Source organism: Acidovorax sp. Root219 (assembly GCF_001428665.1).
In the GTDB taxonomy this organism is placed as follows: domain Bacteria; phylum Pseudomonadota; class Gammaproteobacteria; order Burkholderiales; family Burkholderiaceae_C; genus Acidovorax.
This window is the reverse complement of the sequence record NZ_LMIJ01000025.1, coordinates 1-14,917: the sequence shown is the minus strand read 5'-3', so window position 1 is coordinate 14,917 and position 14,917 is coordinate 1. Positions and strand designations below refer to the sequence as shown.

Below are 14,917 nucleotides of genomic sequence, written 5' to 3'. Positions count from 1 at the left end.
CACAGCCTCTGGCGCGTTCAGACTGGCCAACTGTCCATAACTGCGTGCTGTGCATAACGCTGCTTATGGAGAGCTCTCCATAAGCAGCGCTTGCCGTCGGTCGTGCACGGGAGCTGGGTTCACAGTGCATTGCGCGAAGCTGTCATCGGCTCACCCATCAGCACGGCGGCATCAATGACAGGTATCAAGGTGGCTGCAGTCATCCGTAAGCAATGGGATGAACGCCCCCACCCGTAATGGCATCGACGTGCCAAAGTGGAGATGTTGATCAACCACTTGAACCGAGAGGGGCGTCCACCATGAAGCTTACGACTGTTGGCATCGACCTGGCAAAGAACGTGTTCCAGGTCCACGGAATTGACGAGCACGGCAAGGTGCTCCTGAAGAAGCAGCTGCGCCGAGACCAGATGGCGACGTTCTTCGTCAACCTGCCGCCGTGTCTGCTGGGCATGGAGGCTTGCGGCAGCGCCCACCACTGGGCGCGAAAGCTCCAGGCAATGGGGCACACCGTGCGCCTGATGGCACCACAGTTCGTCAAGCCCTACGTCAAGACCAACAAAAATGATGCCGCCGACGCCGAGGCCATCTGCGAGGCTGTCGGTCGACCGAACATGCGCTTCGTGCCCATCAAGAATGTTGAGCAGCAGGCAGTGTTGGCATTGCACCGGGTGCGCCAGGGCTTCGTGAAGGCGCGCACAGCGCAGGCCAATCAGATCCGAGGTCTCCTCGCCGAGTTCGGTCTCATCGTTCCCCAAGGCATCGGCTACATCGCCTCGCGGGTCCCGGAACTGATCGAAGACGCTGACAACGAGCTCCCCGGCTCCTTCCGTGTGCTCGTCCAGCGATTGCTCGACCACCTCAAAGAACTTGAGCGCCAGGTTGAAGAGCTCGAAGCACAGATCCAGGCATGGCACCGAAGCAGCGACATCAGCAGCCGGCTCGCTCAAGTGCCCGGCATCGGCCCCATCACGGCGAGCGCGCTGGTCGCCTCCATCGGGGATGCGAAGAACTTCGACGGCGGCCGACAACTGGCGGCTTGGCTGGGCCTGGTGCCCCGGCAGCACTCGTCGGGAGGGAAGTCGAACCTGCTGGGCATGAGCAAGCGCGGCGACAGCTACTTGCGCACGCTGCTGATACACGGTGCGCGATCGGTCATCTATCGCGCTGGACAGAAGGCAGATCCGTGTAGCTGGGTCAACGCAGTGGTGCAGCGACGCAACAAGAATGTCGCGGCGGTTGCGTTGGCCAACAAGAATGCTCGAATCGTCTGGGCGCTGCTGGCCCATGATCGACGTTACGAGACGGGTTACAGGAAGGCGGTCGAGGTCGCGTGATCGAAGGCCAACCGCAGAAGAGGAAAAACAACGTCAGGGAGAAATACCACCGATTGCTCAGGCGATCATGAAGTGATGGCAAGACAGGTAAGACCGTGGTTGGCAAAGCCCGCGCCGCGCGAGGCACCTAGAGTGCGTGTAAGCGATCGAGGCGTCAACCAGCAAATCCCATCAGGGACCGCAGCCAAAAGCTGCACTCGCAGTCCGAATGTACGGGAGCAATCTTCACCTTCGCGTTGTCATGAATTGTGAGGCTGGCATAGGGGGCGTTCATGTACGCGCGGCCATCCCATGGCTCGCGTTGGTCGGCCTCAGCGCCAGTTCGCCAAATCTATCGCGGCCTGCAATGCTGAACTTGGCCCCTCAAGAACCCGAAGGCATCAACTCATTGAGCAGTCGCTTGTCCGCCGCGTAGCAGTTGCACGCTGCTTGCTGCAGACCCAGCCGATCGAGCACAGTGAGCTCACCGCGGTGATATTCAATCAGTCCACGCCGCTGGAATTCGCTCGCTGCCCCGCTCACTCCCACGCGCCGTACGCCCAGCATCTGCGCGATGAAGTCCTGGGTCACATGAAATCGGTCAGCCTGGGCGCGATCCTGGCTCATGAGCAACCAGCGCGCCAGCCGCTCACTCACCGAGTGAAAACGCTGGCAGGCTGTGGCAAGTGATTGCTGATGCAAGCGGACCATCAAGGAGCCTTGCACCAGTTCTCGCAGCTCGGGCATGGTGGCCATGGTCTTGCGCAACACATGCGCTTCCAGGCGCCAGCAATTGCCAGCGCCTTGCACCACGGCTCTCCAGGGCGTCTTGGCCACTCCGAGCACCAATTCCGCCCCCAGCATGGACTCGGGTCCGATCATGCCCACAGCCAAGGGCGGGTGCGTCTCGATGTCAATCACCAGCGCAATGAATCCGGAGCGAGGAAAGTACGCGTGGCTCAGTGGCGCCCCATGCACGCTTAGATCGGACAATGCCACCAGCTCGAACGGGTTGCACAGCGCAAGAAAACGCTTGCGCAACGCTTTCGGAAGACGCTCAAGGAGGTGGTTCTCTGCGTTGTCCATGGGAAGCCCTGATACACGAGAAAACCCCTCTCGGAGCGAGCCCGCGAGGTTCGCAAGACAGGATGTCTTGCGCTCCCTTACCGACTGTAGACCTGTTCGGTTGACTGCTCTGTCTGGAACCGAACAAATATTCAAATCAAACACACTGGTAGCTTTGAGGGAAGGCGCAGTTCCAAGGCTTTGCGTATGAGACCTCTGACGGTAAAACTCACCGTCTGCCAAATCTAAAGTGAGATGGCCTGGATTCGCTGCCAGCGGTGTGGCAGCAGCACACCGATCTGACTGGCGCGCTGCATGGGCAGGCGTGCCATCACAGCGCAGATAGGCATAGGGATCGTGTCCGTTCATACGCGCCGACTGGATCAAGCTCATCACCGTTGCCGCCCGCTGGCCCGCGCGCAAGCTGGCAGCGAACAGCCAGTTGCTGCGGCCAATGGCGATGGGCCTGATCTGGTTCTCGATCCATTTGTTGTCAACCGAATTGCCCATCATCTGCAAAGCGGATGAGCGCTATCTAGCGCTTGAGGCTGTAGTCCAGCGCCTTCGCTGTGGCCGATCCGTCGAGCACCTTGCGCCGCTGCAGCGACATCCATTCGTAAAGGTCGTCCAGGAGTGGCTTTGTTCTCTCCCGCCGGACTGCGAGACGCTGCGCGGCGTTCAGCTCCTTGACCTCCTGCTCGATCGCATAAATGCGGGCCATCTGCTCCAGCGCACTCAGGGCGATCTGGCTTTGGTTGTCCGCGCCGACGGAGATTTAATCCAATCAACATCAAGCATGGTCTGTGGCCATGTAGCGCTGCATGGCATCGATCACCAGCGCGGGGTGACTCATGTGAGCAGCGTGACCCGCCACGTCCATGACTTCCAAGATGCTGCCCTTCAGTTGCTGGTTCAGATACTCACCCACCGCAAGCGGAACCAGGCTGTCTTCCTGGTGCTGAAGAATGAGGCAGGGGCGAGACACCTGGGGCAGGTCAGCCCGGTTATCAGCAAAAAAGGTGGTTTGCGCAAATACGCGCATCGCGACCGGGTTCGTGGAGCAAAAACTGTCGTAAAACTCACCAGCCAACGCTTCGCCCTGCGCGGCACCCGCCACCACGGACGATAGGTGATTGGCCCAGCCGATGTAGTCCTGATCCATCAGCGACAACAGGCCTTGGAGGTCGGCACGCTCGAAGCCTCCGGCATATTCGGGCGGATAGTTCAAGAAACAGGGCGTGGGCCCCACCAATATCAAGCGATCAAACAAGTCAGGGCGTGATATCGAAGCCAACAGTCCGACGTTGCAACTGGCCGAGCGGCCCACGAATGTGACGCCGCTCTGCAGCCCTTGCGCTTCGCACACGTCCAGAACATCTTGCGCGTAGCCGGCCAAGCTGCTGTAGCGAACTGCGCTAAAGGCCGATAGCTGCGACTTGCCGCTTCCAACATAGTCAAACAAGATTTGGCGATGTGTGCCAGCGAAAGCGGGCGTGATGCGGCTCCATACGGATTGGCTACAGCCAAGCCCGTGGGCAAACAAAATCGCTGGCCCGCTGTTTCCCAAGGATTTGACGTTGTTGCGTTTGTTGACGTTCATGGTCTTAAGCTGAAAACAGGGTGGTGAACCTTACCGCGGGGTGGTCAAGACTTTAAGCGTTCTGCCACAGGCCATTGATTCAGGACTTTTCGCGGCATTGCGGCGCCCCGCGTTCACCACAAACCGCCACGAACGCAGACATGTCTCATCTCCGTCATTCTTCTGGTAGTCGATGGGCTTCACTCACTTCAGCCTCTTCCGGCTGGCGGGGGGGCAGATCAACTCGGCACCTTGAGCGGCACGTCGATGTTGAATGGCCGGTGCTGAAGGTGCAGCGGACGCTCGCCTCGCAGGATGGCGAATGTCAGGTTCCGGCGGCGGCTGCCATCGGTCTGCAAAACCTGAGTGGCTGCAGTCAGTCTTGGGACCGCCTACCAGAGTGCCGCTTGGCAGCGGTTGCTGCCGTTCGAGTTTTCAACGTGCATGCCCTTGGCGTGCCGGATTGCGATCACTCCTATTCATGCATCGTGGTAAGGCGCAGAGACAGGTTTCAGGCGCGTAGTTGACATTGCTAGAGAGTTGACAACAGCGTGCAGAGATCTGCAAGCTCGACGAGCAAGACTGCAGCAGCATCAAGCATGGTGCGATCAATCACCTGGGCGTGTCGCCAGCGTTGATGGCTTACCGCGAGCACAAGGCCATGCTGGGCAAGACTTAGGCCGGCGAGAAGTTCCCGGCGGTTGTGATGATGGGGGCTGGCTGGATGGTGGTCCCCGACATCAAACCAGGCAAGTGATGGTGAGTGGCTGACCCGCCCTGGGTCAGCCACTCAGTCGGGATCGCTGTTTGCAGGTGATCCCGTCCTTTTTGTCAGTTGGCGCAGCAGCGCTGTGGCCAACCAGCCATCACTTTGATCCACCCGAAGCCTTGGCCACGTAGGCCGCCAGGGCGGCAATTTGCGCATCACTGAGTTTGCCGTTGTAGGACGGCATCTGCCCAATCCCGTTGCGCAGCGCGGTGGCCACGCGCTTGGCATCGGGCTTGAGCTCGTCCAGGCTGGGGCCCACGGCGCCTTCGGCTCCCGCGTCCTTGAGCGCATGGCACAGGGCGCAGGCAGGCACCGCGCCTTGGCCGAACAACACCTTGCCTTGTTGAAGTTGCGCGGCATCGTCGGCGGCGTGCACGGGCAGCACTGTGAATGCCAACGACCACAGGGCAGCGACCAACGCGTGTTTTTGGATTGTGCGCTTCATGCCACGCTCACTTTCACGGCGTGGTCGGCCCAGCTGGTGTTGTTGTAGCCGCCCGCGTTTTCCATGCGTTGTTCGGGCTGCACGTTGCCTGCGGTGTCGGTGGCTCGGCTCGCCAGGGTGAACTGGCCCGCCGGCAGGCGTGCCGCAAAAACAAACTGCCGCCACGCAAAGCGGCCGAGGTCGGGCCCCACCATGCGCGCGAGCTGCCAGGTTTTTCCGCCGTCCAGAGAAACCTCGACCTTGGCCACCGCGTTCATGCCGCCAAACGCCACGCCATGGATCTGTGTGTCACCCGCTTTAAGCGGGGCGCCGTCCGTGCCGGGACCGTTGATCCACGACTTCACCGTCATTTCCTGCACCGATGGCTGCGACGGGTCGCCCTTCGCGCCGGGCGGTGAAATGCGGTAGCCGTGCGACATGATGCGTGCGTCGGTCTCCTGAGCGGTGAAGGCCAGGCGTTTGACGTACTTGATGTTGTTCACGCCCGTGTAACCCGGCACGATCAAGCGCAGTGGGCCGCCGTGGGCCAGCGAAATCGGCACACCGTTCATTTCCCAGGCCAGCAGGGCATCGGCGAGTGCGGCAGCAGGCACCGAGCGTTCCACGATCACGCTCTTGGGGTCCAGTCCATCGGGGAGTTTTTCGCCGCCTGTGCCGGTGAGGTAGGCCATGCCGGCCTCCACGCCGCCCAGGGCATCCACCACCCAGCGCACCGGCACACCGCTCCACACCACACAGCCTGCTGCGCCCACTTGCCAAGGCGTTCCACTGGGCTTGTTGGGGAAGTAGCCGCGTCCGTTGCCAGAGCATTGCAACACCATCGCCGTGGTCTCGATGCCCATGCGCTTGAGGTCGCCCAGCGTGAGTTTGCGCGGGTTCTTCACCCCCTCGATGTTGATCTCCCAGGCATCGCGGTTGCCCAGGATCGAGACGTCGGGCGCGGGCAGGTTGTTGCGGATGTAGAGCTGCTCGGACGGCGTGATTACGCTGGTGCCGAACACACTGCGCTTGGTCTCAATGGTGGTGCTGCTGTGCACGATCAGGCTGGCCGGGTCCTTCCAGCCCACGTACGCTGGCAGAGGCTTGGCAGCACCGGCCACGGCGACGGGCGCGGTCTCACCAGCAGCGGCTGCGGTGCGGCCAAAGCTGGCCAGACCAACGGCAGCCAAAGCAGCGCCGCTGCCGGCCAGCAGGTGGCGCCGGGGGAGCGAGGTGGGTTGTTGGTTCATTTCTGGGGTCTCCGGTGGTTGGGCGTCGTGCGCCGGTTGGGGTGAAAGGGGTGAGCGGTTGATTCGTTGACAGGGACGCGGTGCCTCAGCCTGGCCCGGACACGGGAGGTGCCTGCAGTGCCGTCTGCGCGACCGCCAGTGCCTTCTTTTTCTGGGCCACCAGCAACAAGGGCTTGCCCTCGCGCGAGCGGATCACCTTCCAGTGCACGTTGCTCCACCAGCCGCTGGCCTCGCGCAGGTCCACAGGCTGATCAAAGGCATACACCGTCACCATGCCGCCCTTCTCGAAGAACGTGGTGAGGTGGTAAGCGAGGTGACCTTCGATATCGCATGGCCGCATGAGTTGGGGAAACCCGGGCACCACGTTGGCGTCCCGCATGCCCAGGTGCATGAGCAACTGGCGCTGCTCCATGAAACTGCCCCGCAAGCTGCGCTCGTGGTATTCGTGGTCGATCGCGTCGCGCACCATCGCTGGCGGTCGCACGGCTAGCACCCCGCCGCTGGTGCCACCGGCCAGCAAAAGCGCAGCCAGAAAACGCTGCAAGCCGCGTCGCGCCAGCAGCGGCTGCGGCTTTCGGTACAGGTGTGCCGGTGCGTCGCTGGCCTCGAAGGCGATCGCCAACTCGGCGCGCGCGCGCAAATCGAATTCGCTGTCGGGCAGGAAAGGCGCGTCGGTATCGGGGCTCATGTCTTGGTCCTGCGAAACGGGGTAACGTTGACATCGGCCTTGGGTGTCGCAGGTACCCCCATGGCCAGCTTCAAAGCGTCGCGCGCACGGGCTAGGCGCGACAACACCGTGCCGGGCGCGATCTCCAGCGCCTCGGCCATCTGGGCGGTGGGCATGTCGTCGAAATAAAACAGCACCAGCACCTCGCGGTGGATGGGCGCCAGGCGCGCGAGCGCCTTGACGACATCGAGTTTGTCGTCCAGCCCCGCGTCGGGCGCCGCTTGCTCGGGCTGCTCTTCATCGTCCAGCGACTGCATGCTGGGTGCGGCCTGGCGAAAGGCGGCGCGGCGCATGATCTGAAAGAGCCAAGCCCGTGCCAGCGCAGCGTCGCGCAGTTGCTCCCGGTGCTTCCAGGCGTTGGCAAAACAGTCTTGCACCACGTCTTCGGCAATGGCGCGCGAACCAGTGAGCGCCCACGCACTGCGCAGCAAAAAACGGTAGTGCTCACGCACCCATTGGTTATAGCGGGACTCGGCAGACTGGAACAGCATGGTGATCAAGAGCGCTGCGTGGCTTGGTTCATTCCGTGGCGCTCATCGGTACTTTCCCTAGGGCTGTCGATCAAGGCCCCCGCGTCCCACCCAGCGACGGAAATTCCGCTTCCGCACCTTTGGCTGTGCGCTGCTGCAGGGTGTGCAGTCGGCGTTGCATGCTCTGGATCTCCACCGTCTGCCCGGCAATGATTTCCTCGGCCAACTGCCGGGTGACAGGATCGCGCCCATGCTGCAACACCAGCCGCGCCATGTCCACAGCGCCGGCGTGGTGCGGAATCATCATCGCCAGAAAGTCCTGGTCGGCCTGGCCTGCGTAGCCCGGGCTGTGCATGGCCTGCATCATGCGGGCCATCGATTCGTCCATATCCCGCTGGAATGCGCTGGTGTGCGCGGCGCTGGCGCCGTGGCTGGTGTGCGCGCCGCTCATGCCGTCTGGCCCTTCTCGCCCACACGCACGTAGACGAGGTTGATGCTCTTTTTGTTGCGCAGCGCGCCAGAGGGCAGCGTCAGATTGCCCAGGGGGATCTGCGCAATGAAGGTCGGGCGCAGCGGGTCGCTCACATCAAATGCACTGCACACGGTCTGGCCCGCGTTGGGCGTGCCGGGCAGCTCGTCCTGTTCGTGGGCCACATACAGCAGCGTGTTCTCGGGGTTGGTCCACAACCCGTGCGACTCGCGGCCACGGCTGGAGAAGGTGCCCACCACCTTGCGCTGTCCGCCCGGAGCGCTGCGGTCGATGATGGCGATCGGGCTCGACGCCACGCCGCCGGGGCCACCATCGTCGATGCGCGCCAGGCTGGCATAGACCACGCTGCCGCGCGCATTGCGCACGAACTCAACGTGGTTGGGCCGCGCGCCCATGCCCAGCGGCACGGTGTCGATCAGGTCGAAGCCACCCTGCGTCGAGCGGCAAGACACCGCATCAGCCAGCTTGTGCGAGAACCACACCTCGGCACCGTCGGGTGTGGTCTTCATGAAGGGCGTGAAGCCGGGTTTGTCCTGTGCGCTGATGTCCAGCGTGGTCAGCCGCTGCGGTTGGCTGTGGCCATCCGCGCCGGGGTTGACGCGGAACACGTCGATCTTCGACACCTTCTGGCTGGCCACAAAGGCCAACGTACCCTCACGGTTGAACCACACCTGCGCCGGGCCGCTCAGCGTGGGCAGGTATTGGCGAACCGCGCTGGAGCCCGGGCTGTCGGCCCCCTTGAGCTGGCGAACGGCACGATCGACGCCGACGATGGCAATGCGGTCTTCACCGCGCAGCGTGACCCACAGCTCGCGGCCGTTGCGCGTGAAAGTGGGCTCGTGCGGTTCGCGGCCCAGCAGCAGGCCACTACTCAGGCGCTCGGGGTTGGTGGTGGGCCCAGACGCAGGGTTGGGTGTGTTGCCGATGACGCGGCGCTGCTCGGCGTCGATCAGATAAATGTTGCTGGAGCCGCGCCCGCTGGTGGCCAGCAACCGGCCATCGGGCGACGGCACCGCGCCGTGCGCATCGATACAGCCGTGGTACAGCGGCTTGTGGACCATCGCCGCGTGCGTTGGCGCCACGCCGGCCGTCACAAAGCGAAACGGGGGACGAGGGTCTTCGTCAAAGCTGGTCAGGTTGATCGTCGACTCGACGGTGTTGGTCTTCGGGTCGATGACCACCAGCGTGTTGGAGTCTTCATTGGTGATGAAGACGCGATCGCGCGGGTCGATGCCGGTGGCTGCGGCTCCCGCTGAAGCGCCGGACGGGGCCTGGGCATGTGCTGCGGGCAGCGCGCTGGCTGCCGCGGCGGCCAGGGTGTACTTGAGAATGTCGCGGCGTTGGGTGGTCATGTTTGCTTTCTGAGTTGTTGTGGAGAGTGATCGCTTGGGTCGTGGGCCGGCAGCCGCCGATGAACCACTGCCCAGCGCTTGCTTCAGGTCAAGAGCGCGGCTCGGGCCGTTTCATTCCCTGGGCATGCCGACAGCGCGTCGCGCCGACGCCGCCCTGGCCTTCAGCGCGGGGTGCCAAGTTGCCGATAGACCTCGGCCGACACCTGCGCCAGCACGCTGCGGTCGGCGTCGGACGACAGGGCGTAGCCGAAGGGACCGTCGACCCAGTAGAAGACATTGACCACACCTTCGCGTGCGAAGCGGAAGGCCGTGTCTGTGTTCTTCACGCCGGCCTGCAGTGCCTTGTCCGGCCCCGCGGCACTGCCCACGTCGGCGACATCGTTGGACACGTACAGCGTCAGCTTGCTGCCGAGCTCGTTGCGGTACATGAACTGCGCCACCGGCCCCTGGCCACCCGGCAACAGGCGCCCGCCTTCCAGCGTGTAGCCCTGGGCCTGCAGGTGCGGCGGCTTCATCGGCGCGCCCATGCGCTTGGACAGCCAGGCCACGAGCTGGTCTTCGTGCGCCGCGTCCACCTCGACCGGGCGGCGCGCGTCTGGGCTGTACACCGCATGGGCCACCGCCGCGCGCTGTGCGAAGCTGCCCGCTGACACCAGCGTCAGGCCGCGCTCGGCGGGTGCTGCGGCGGCCATGCGGCCGGCATCGTCGCCCCCCGCGGGCAGGCCGCCCCGCAAGCCCCAGCCTGTGGCGCCGCTGATGACGGCGATGGCGATCCCAGCGGCCAGGCGCTGGAGGTACCAAGGCGTCTGCGGCACGGCACGCGGGCGCGCCGATTTCAGCAGGCGCTGCGGCGGCTGTTCATACAGCACGGGATCGAACAAGACGTGCAGTTCGCGCTTCTGCGCCCGGTAGGCCTCCAGGCGCTGCGCGTCTTCAGGNGCGTGCGGCCAGATAAGCGGCGATCTCGACCTGGCGCTCAGCGGGCAGGCGGCCATCAACGAACGCATGCAGGTCGGCCTCGGTGACCGGGGGAATGGACGGTGGCGGACGGTCGGTATTCATGGGTTGCTTCTCAATACATTCATTTGACGACTTTCAGCCGCACCGGTTCTGCGCGGCCTTCCATCAGGCCGCGCAGGCGCTCACGGCCTCGCGACAGGCGCGACATCACGGTGCCGATGGGGATACCCAGGGCCTGCGCCACATCGGCATAGGCCATGTCTTCCAGCGTCACCAGAAGAAGCACTTCCTTCTGCTCGACGGGCAGCAAGTCCAGTGCAGCCTGCAGATCCAGTACAGCCAGCCTGTCGGTTTGTGTCGGCGCCACCGGCACTTCGGGCGTGTCGTCGTCCATGGTCACGGTGTGCAGCCTGGGACGGCGCACGCCATCGACGTGCAGGTTGTGCATGATGCTGAAGAGCCAGGCGCGCATGTCGGCCACGCCGCCCCACAGGTTCGACTTGGCCCAGGCCCGCTCCAGCGTGTCCTGCACCAGATCGTCGGCGTCGTCACGGTTGTTCACCAGCGCGCGCGAATAGCGGCGCAGGCGCGGCACCCAGCTCAGCAGGCTTGCGTCGTCTTGCATCGGGGGGTCGTGGCCTGAGGGTCTGGACGGAAGTCGACAGCAAATGTCATTCCTTGATGATGTGCCAGACGTCTTTGAAGTTGTCGCCGGCGCGGTCGCCGGGCTTCTGGTCGGCCTGGTAGGTGTACACCGGCTTGCCCTTGTAGGCCCACTGGCGCGCANCCGTCGTCGCGCATGACGATCGTGTATGCACCGGCGGGTTGGTCGCTGGCGGCGGCCATCGCGGGCGGCCACAGCGCGGCGCAGCCGCCGTTGCAGGTGCTCTTGCCGCTGCCTGCCACGTCCTTGTCGAAGGTGTAGAGCGTCATGCCCTTGGCGTCGACCAGCGCGCCGTTGGCGAGCTTGGCCGGCGCGTCGGCAGCCATAGCGCCGGTGAGTGGTGCCGCGAAGGAAGCCGCTGTGATCAGCAGCGCGGCCAGAGTCGAAAGGTGCTTCATGGGGTTGTCCTTTGGGGTCTGGTGGAGAGTAGCCACGCTGCGTGCCGTTCAGTAAGCCGCAGCCACCGCCAGCTTGGGGTCGATCTGCCAGGTTTCACTGACGATCTTGCCTTCACGGAACGTCAGCACGTAGCGCACCTTGATGGGCATCTTGCCTTCGAAGACGACGTTGGCCGAGACGGTGGCGCCCTTGGGGTTGGCCGATTCTTCAATCTGGCCGACTGTGAGCTTCAGTGGGCCGACGGCCTTGCCGAACTTCTCCCAGGTGCCGCGAATGGCATCGGTGGTGGCATAGGTGCCGTCGAGTGGGCCGCCTACCCAGTTCAGCTGGGCCTGGTCGGCATAGGCACGCATGACGATCTGGGTGTCGCCCGAGGCGATGGCCTGGAAGTGCGTGCGGGCGTCGTCGCTGGGGGCGGCGAAGGCGCTGCCGGAGGCGAGCGTCAGGGCGGTGGCGGCGAAAGCGAAAGTCTTGAACATTGTGGGCTCCGATGAAGGGTTGGTGTGAAGTGAAGGGGGGTGAGTGCGGGACGAAGGGTCAGATAGGTCCCGACAAAAGAGCAGACGGCGTCGGCATGCGGTCTATTCCAGAGCGTGCAAAGAAATTTAGGGTCAGGGCCCTGGGCCGTGAATTCGAGGCTTCAGCCCAGCAGGGCCGGCACCCAGCGGTTGATGAGCGCGCCTCCGACGATGAGCCAGCCGAACAAGATCAACGCCAGCAGCAGCGGCTTGGCCCCGGCCTTGCGAATGGCGCCGATGTGCGTGGCCAGGCCGAGCGCAGCCATCGCCATCGCCAGCAGCGCGGTGTCAATCTCGGTCGTCACTGCCACCACCGACGCCGGCAGCCATTGCAGCGAATTGAGCAACACGACCGCGACGAAGCCGAAGGCGAACCAGGGCACAGCGAGTTGACCCTTGGCGTGAGCATGCTCTGCCTCCACTAGGGCTTGCAGGGTGCTGTCGCGCGCCAGCCAAGCCGACAGCATCACCAGGAACGGCGCCAGCATCATTACTCGAACCATCTTCGCGATGACGGCCGAGTTGGCTGCGTCCGGGCCCACCGAACGTGCTGCGGCCACCACCTGGGCCACCTCGTGGATGGTCGATCCGACGTAGATGCCGAACCCGTTGGCGCCGCCGGGGATCAGCGCCCAGTGCCGGTTCAGCTCGAACAGCGCCGGGTACAGGAAGATCGCCAGCGTGCCGAACACCACCACCGTGGCCACCGCCACCGTGACCTGCTCGGCGCGCGCCTTGACCACCGGCTCGGCGGCCATCACCGCAGCAGCGCCGCAGATGGCACTGCCAGCGCCGATCAGCATCGCCGTCTTGCGCTCCAGGCCCAGCCAGCGCGTGCCGATGAGGCAGGCCAGTGCGAAGGTCGAACCCAATATCATCGCGTCGATGGCGACACCAGCGATGCCGACATGGTCAATGTCCTGCACGGTGAGCCGCAGGCCGTACAGCACCACGCCCAGGCGAAGCAGGTTCTGCTTGGAGAAGTTGACGCCGGCGCCGCTGGCTACCGCCAAGCGCGGGGCCCACGGGTAAACCGTGTTGCCCACGATCATGCCCAGCACGATGGCCAGCGTCAGCGCACTGAAGCCATGGTCCTGCAGCCAGGCGATGCGGCCCAGCGCGATACCGGTGGCAGCCAAGGCGCCGCTCAGGGCCAGGCCGGGGAGCATGCGTGCGAAAGCCGATGCAGAGGCCAATGTGCGTGGCTCAGGAAGTACGTTGATGGTCATGCTGCTTGCCTCCGGTTGAAGTTCGTGAGGACAAAGCTTCCGGCTTCATGGATGACCCGTCAAACGGGTTGTATCGCTAAGATGTACCCATCTAATCGCTTTGCAAACGAATCCGCCATGAATACCCTTCGCCTCACGCTGCGACAGCTGCAGATCTTCGTGGCGGTTGCGCGCAGCGGCACTACCACGGCAGCCAGCGCCGAGATTGCGCTGTCGCAGTCGGCCACCAGCTCGGCCGTGAATGAACTTGAGCGGCTGCTGTCGCTGCGCCTGTTCGACCGCGCGGGCAAGCGCCTGCTGCTCAACGACAACGGCCGTGCGTTACTGCCGCGGGCCCTGGCGCTGCTGGACGGTGCCGCCGGCATCGAGCTGATGTCCCGCGATGGCAGCGCCCAGGCGCAGTCGCTGCGCATCGGCGCCAGCACCACCATCGGCAACTATGTGCTGCCCAGGCTGCTGGCCCGTTTTGTCGCAGCGCAACCGGGCCATGCCAGTGCCTGGCGCTCAAAGGTCGTGATCGGAAACACGGCGGCCATCTGTGACGCGGTCGCTGCGTTTGAACTGGACGTGGGCCTGATCGAAGGGCCTTGCCACCAAGCGGCGCTGGCCGTCACGCCATGGCACCAGGACGAGATGGTGGTCGTTACATCGCCTGACAGCGCGTGGGCACGAATGAGCCTGGCCGGCGAGCGGGTGCCAATGCGGACACTGCGTGAAGGGGTCTGGCTGTTGCGTGAGTCGGGCTCGGGAACGCGCGAGGCCACCGACCAAAGTCTGCTGCCCCACTTGCGCTCCTACCGTCGAAGCATCGAGCTGGGAAGTTCGGAGGCGATCAAACATGCGGCCGAGGCGGGTATGGGGGTGGCCTGCCTTTCGTCGTGGGTCGTGAGCGACGCTTTGGAGGCCGGCCGCCTGTGCCGCATCTCCACGACCTTGCCGCGGCAGCTCCGACAATCTCACCTGGTCGTGCATCGCGACAAACAGCCCACCGCTTCGCTGCTGGCATTTGTCGACCAGGTATTTGGCGCCGAGAACACGGCGCCATGAAATGTGACTCCATCGAGGTCAGGCCTGAGCAGCTCGCCAGTCGGCGCTCAAAGTTTATCCACGCACCTTCAACGAGATTCACGGCAGGCTCACCTGCACAAATGCCGGATGCGGATGGCGACGTCAAGACTGCCGCATATCCACATACCGCGCGCGATGTCTTGGGCATTGCGATCCAACGGCCACCCCTTGTTTCCTTCTTTATTTGCGGCGAGAGCAATGATCAGAATGTTGCAACAGCATCAGGTCAAAGTGAACTATTGCCCGTCTATCACGCACTTTGAGGAGCACAGGGAACCCGGGTGGCGGGTATTGCGCTACGGACACTGAAGGACCAAAAGAAGTGATTCGCCCTCCCTGCTGGCGCTTGAAGAAGGCCTGCCCATGGTCCAGAACACCGTTTCGTCCGTGACGCAAAGGGCCATTCCAGAACTTTGCACTTCGCTACAGTGCCGAACGACCGGTACAGGTAATCGATCGGTCGCTTGAGATCCTGACCGGTAAGCGACCGCTTGCGTTGGCGCCCATGGACTCTGCCGTCGAACCTAAGTGGCAGCAATCAGTCTGAACTTGTCATCCGCATGCGAAGGGCGGGGGTGCAGCGTTATGCACAGCACGCAGTTATGGACAGTTGGCCAGTCTGAACGCGCCAGAGGCTGTG

Annotated in this window: 14 protein-coding genes and 5 pseudogenes; 3 read left to right on the top strand and 16 right to left on the bottom strand. The window is 63.8% G+C overall.

From position 1 onward, the window contains the following. Nucleotides 1-299 precede the first annotated feature (299 nt). Nucleotides 300-1,334, top strand: a complete 1,035-nt coding sequence (locus tag ASE28_RS23625; RefSeq protein ID WP_057268701.1) for an IS110 family transposase — start codon at nt 300-302, stop codon at nt 1,332-1,334. 363 nt (nt 1,335-1,697) lie between these two features. Here the strand turns inward: ASE28_RS23625 and ASE28_RS23620 are convergent, their stop codons facing one another. The 16 genes and pseudogenes from ASE28_RS23620 to ASE28_RS23555 form a co-directional block, all read right to left on the bottom strand. Next, nucleotides 1,698-2,543, bottom strand: coding sequence for a Crp/Fnr family transcriptional regulator (locus tag ASE28_RS23620; RefSeq protein ID WP_369818269.1), 846 nt, complete (start codon nt 2,541-2,543; stop codon nt 1,698-1,700). A gap of 80 nt (nt 2,544-2,623) precedes the next feature. Beyond that, nucleotides 2,624-3,135: pseudogene (locus tag ASE28_RS31610) on the bottom strand (transposase); the annotation flags it as partial. A 33-nt stretch (nt 3,136-3,168) separates the two neighbouring features. Further along, on the bottom strand, nt 3,169-3,978 hold the full coding sequence (locus ASE28_RS23610) for an alpha/beta fold hydrolase (protein WP_057268698.1): 810 nt from the start codon (nt 3,976-3,978) through the stop codon (nt 3,169-3,171). Nucleotides 3,979-4,823: 845 nt separating this feature from the next. Then, nucleotides 4,824-5,171: a cytochrome c gene (locus ASE28_RS23605; RefSeq protein WP_008904214.1), complete on the bottom strand. Its 348-nt coding sequence runs from the start codon at nt 5,169-5,171 to the stop codon at nt 4,824-4,826. Continuing rightward, nucleotides 5,168-6,400, bottom strand: coding sequence for a sulfite oxidase (locus ASE28_RS23600; RefSeq protein WP_008904213.1), 1,233 nt, complete (start codon nt 6,398-6,400; stop codon nt 5,168-5,170). Before ASE28_RS23600 ends, ASE28_RS23605 begins: the two co-directional genes overlap by 4 nt. Nucleotides 6,401-6,485: 85 nt before the next feature. Beyond that, complete coding sequence (locus ASE28_RS23595) at nt 6,486-7,088, bottom strand: hypothetical protein (protein ID WP_008904212.1); 603 nt, start codon at nt 7,086-7,088, stop codon at nt 6,486-6,488. After that, nucleotides 7,085-7,618 carry an RNA polymerase sigma factor gene (locus tag ASE28_RS23590; RefSeq protein ID WP_050813810.1) on the bottom strand — a complete coding sequence of 178 codons (534 nt, stop codon included), beginning with the start codon at nt 7,616-7,618 and terminating at the stop codon, nt 7,085-7,087. Before ASE28_RS23590 ends, ASE28_RS23595 begins: the two co-directional genes overlap by 4 nt. A 70-nt stretch (nt 7,619-7,688) precedes the next feature. After that, nucleotides 7,689-8,048, bottom strand: coding sequence for a DUF305 domain-containing protein (locus tag ASE28_RS23585; protein WP_008904210.1), 360 nt, complete (start codon nt 8,046-8,048; stop codon nt 7,689-7,691). Then, on the bottom strand, nt 8,045-9,439 hold the full coding sequence (locus ASE28_RS23580) for a YncE family protein (protein WP_008904209.1): 1,395 nt from the start codon (nt 9,437-9,439) through the stop codon (nt 8,045-8,047). Before ASE28_RS23580 ends, ASE28_RS23585 begins: the two co-directional genes overlap by 4 nt. A 161-nt stretch (nt 9,440-9,600) precedes the next feature. After that, nucleotides 9,601-10,377 (bottom strand): annotated as a pseudogene (locus tag ASE28_RS23575) (anti-sigma factor); the annotation flags it as partial. 1 nt (nt 10,378) lies between these two features. After that, nucleotides 10,379-10,501 (bottom strand): annotated as a pseudogene (locus ASE28_RS33225) (anti-sigma factor); the annotation flags it as partial. Between the two features lie 19 nt (nt 10,502-10,520). Further along, nucleotides 10,521-11,024 carry an RNA polymerase sigma factor gene (locus ASE28_RS23570; RefSeq protein ID WP_008904230.1) on the bottom strand — a complete coding sequence of 168 codons (504 nt, stop codon included), beginning with the start codon at nt 11,022-11,024 and terminating at the stop codon, nt 10,521-10,523. 46 nt (nt 11,025-11,070) lie between these two features. Continuing rightward, a pseudogene (locus ASE28_RS33220) lies at nt 11,071-11,185 on the bottom strand (hypothetical protein); the annotation flags it as partial. A 1-nt stretch (nt 11,186) separates the two neighbouring features. Continuing rightward, nucleotides 11,187-11,389, bottom strand: a pseudogene (locus ASE28_RS33215) (hypothetical protein); the annotation flags it as partial. Nucleotides 11,390-11,509: 120 nt separating this feature from the next. Beyond that, a complete protein-coding gene (locus tag ASE28_RS23560; protein ID WP_008904227.1) occupies nt 11,510-11,941 on the bottom strand; it encodes a nuclear transport factor 2 family protein in 432 nt (143 codons plus the stop codon). Between the two features lie 161 nt (nt 11,942-12,102). Then, nucleotides 12,103-13,209, bottom strand: coding sequence for a YeiH family protein (locus tag ASE28_RS23555; RefSeq protein ID WP_008904226.1), 1,107 nt, complete (start codon nt 13,207-13,209; stop codon nt 12,103-12,105). A 117-nt stretch (nt 13,210-13,326) separates the two neighbouring features. Here ASE28_RS23555 and ASE28_RS23550 point away from each other — a divergent pair, with 117 nt between their 5' ends. Next, a complete protein-coding gene (locus tag ASE28_RS23550) occupies nt 13,327-14,256 on the top strand; it encodes a LysR family transcriptional regulator (RefSeq protein WP_008904225.1) in 930 nt (309 codons plus the stop codon). Beyond that, nucleotides 14,253-14,540 carry a hypothetical protein gene (locus ASE28_RS32290; RefSeq protein ID WP_133156668.1) on the top strand — a complete coding sequence of 96 codons (288 nt, stop codon included), beginning with the start codon at nt 14,253-14,255 and terminating at the stop codon, nt 14,538-14,540. Before ASE28_RS23550 ends, ASE28_RS32290 begins: the two co-directional genes overlap by 4 nt. Nucleotides 14,541-14,917 lie beyond the last annotated feature (377 nt).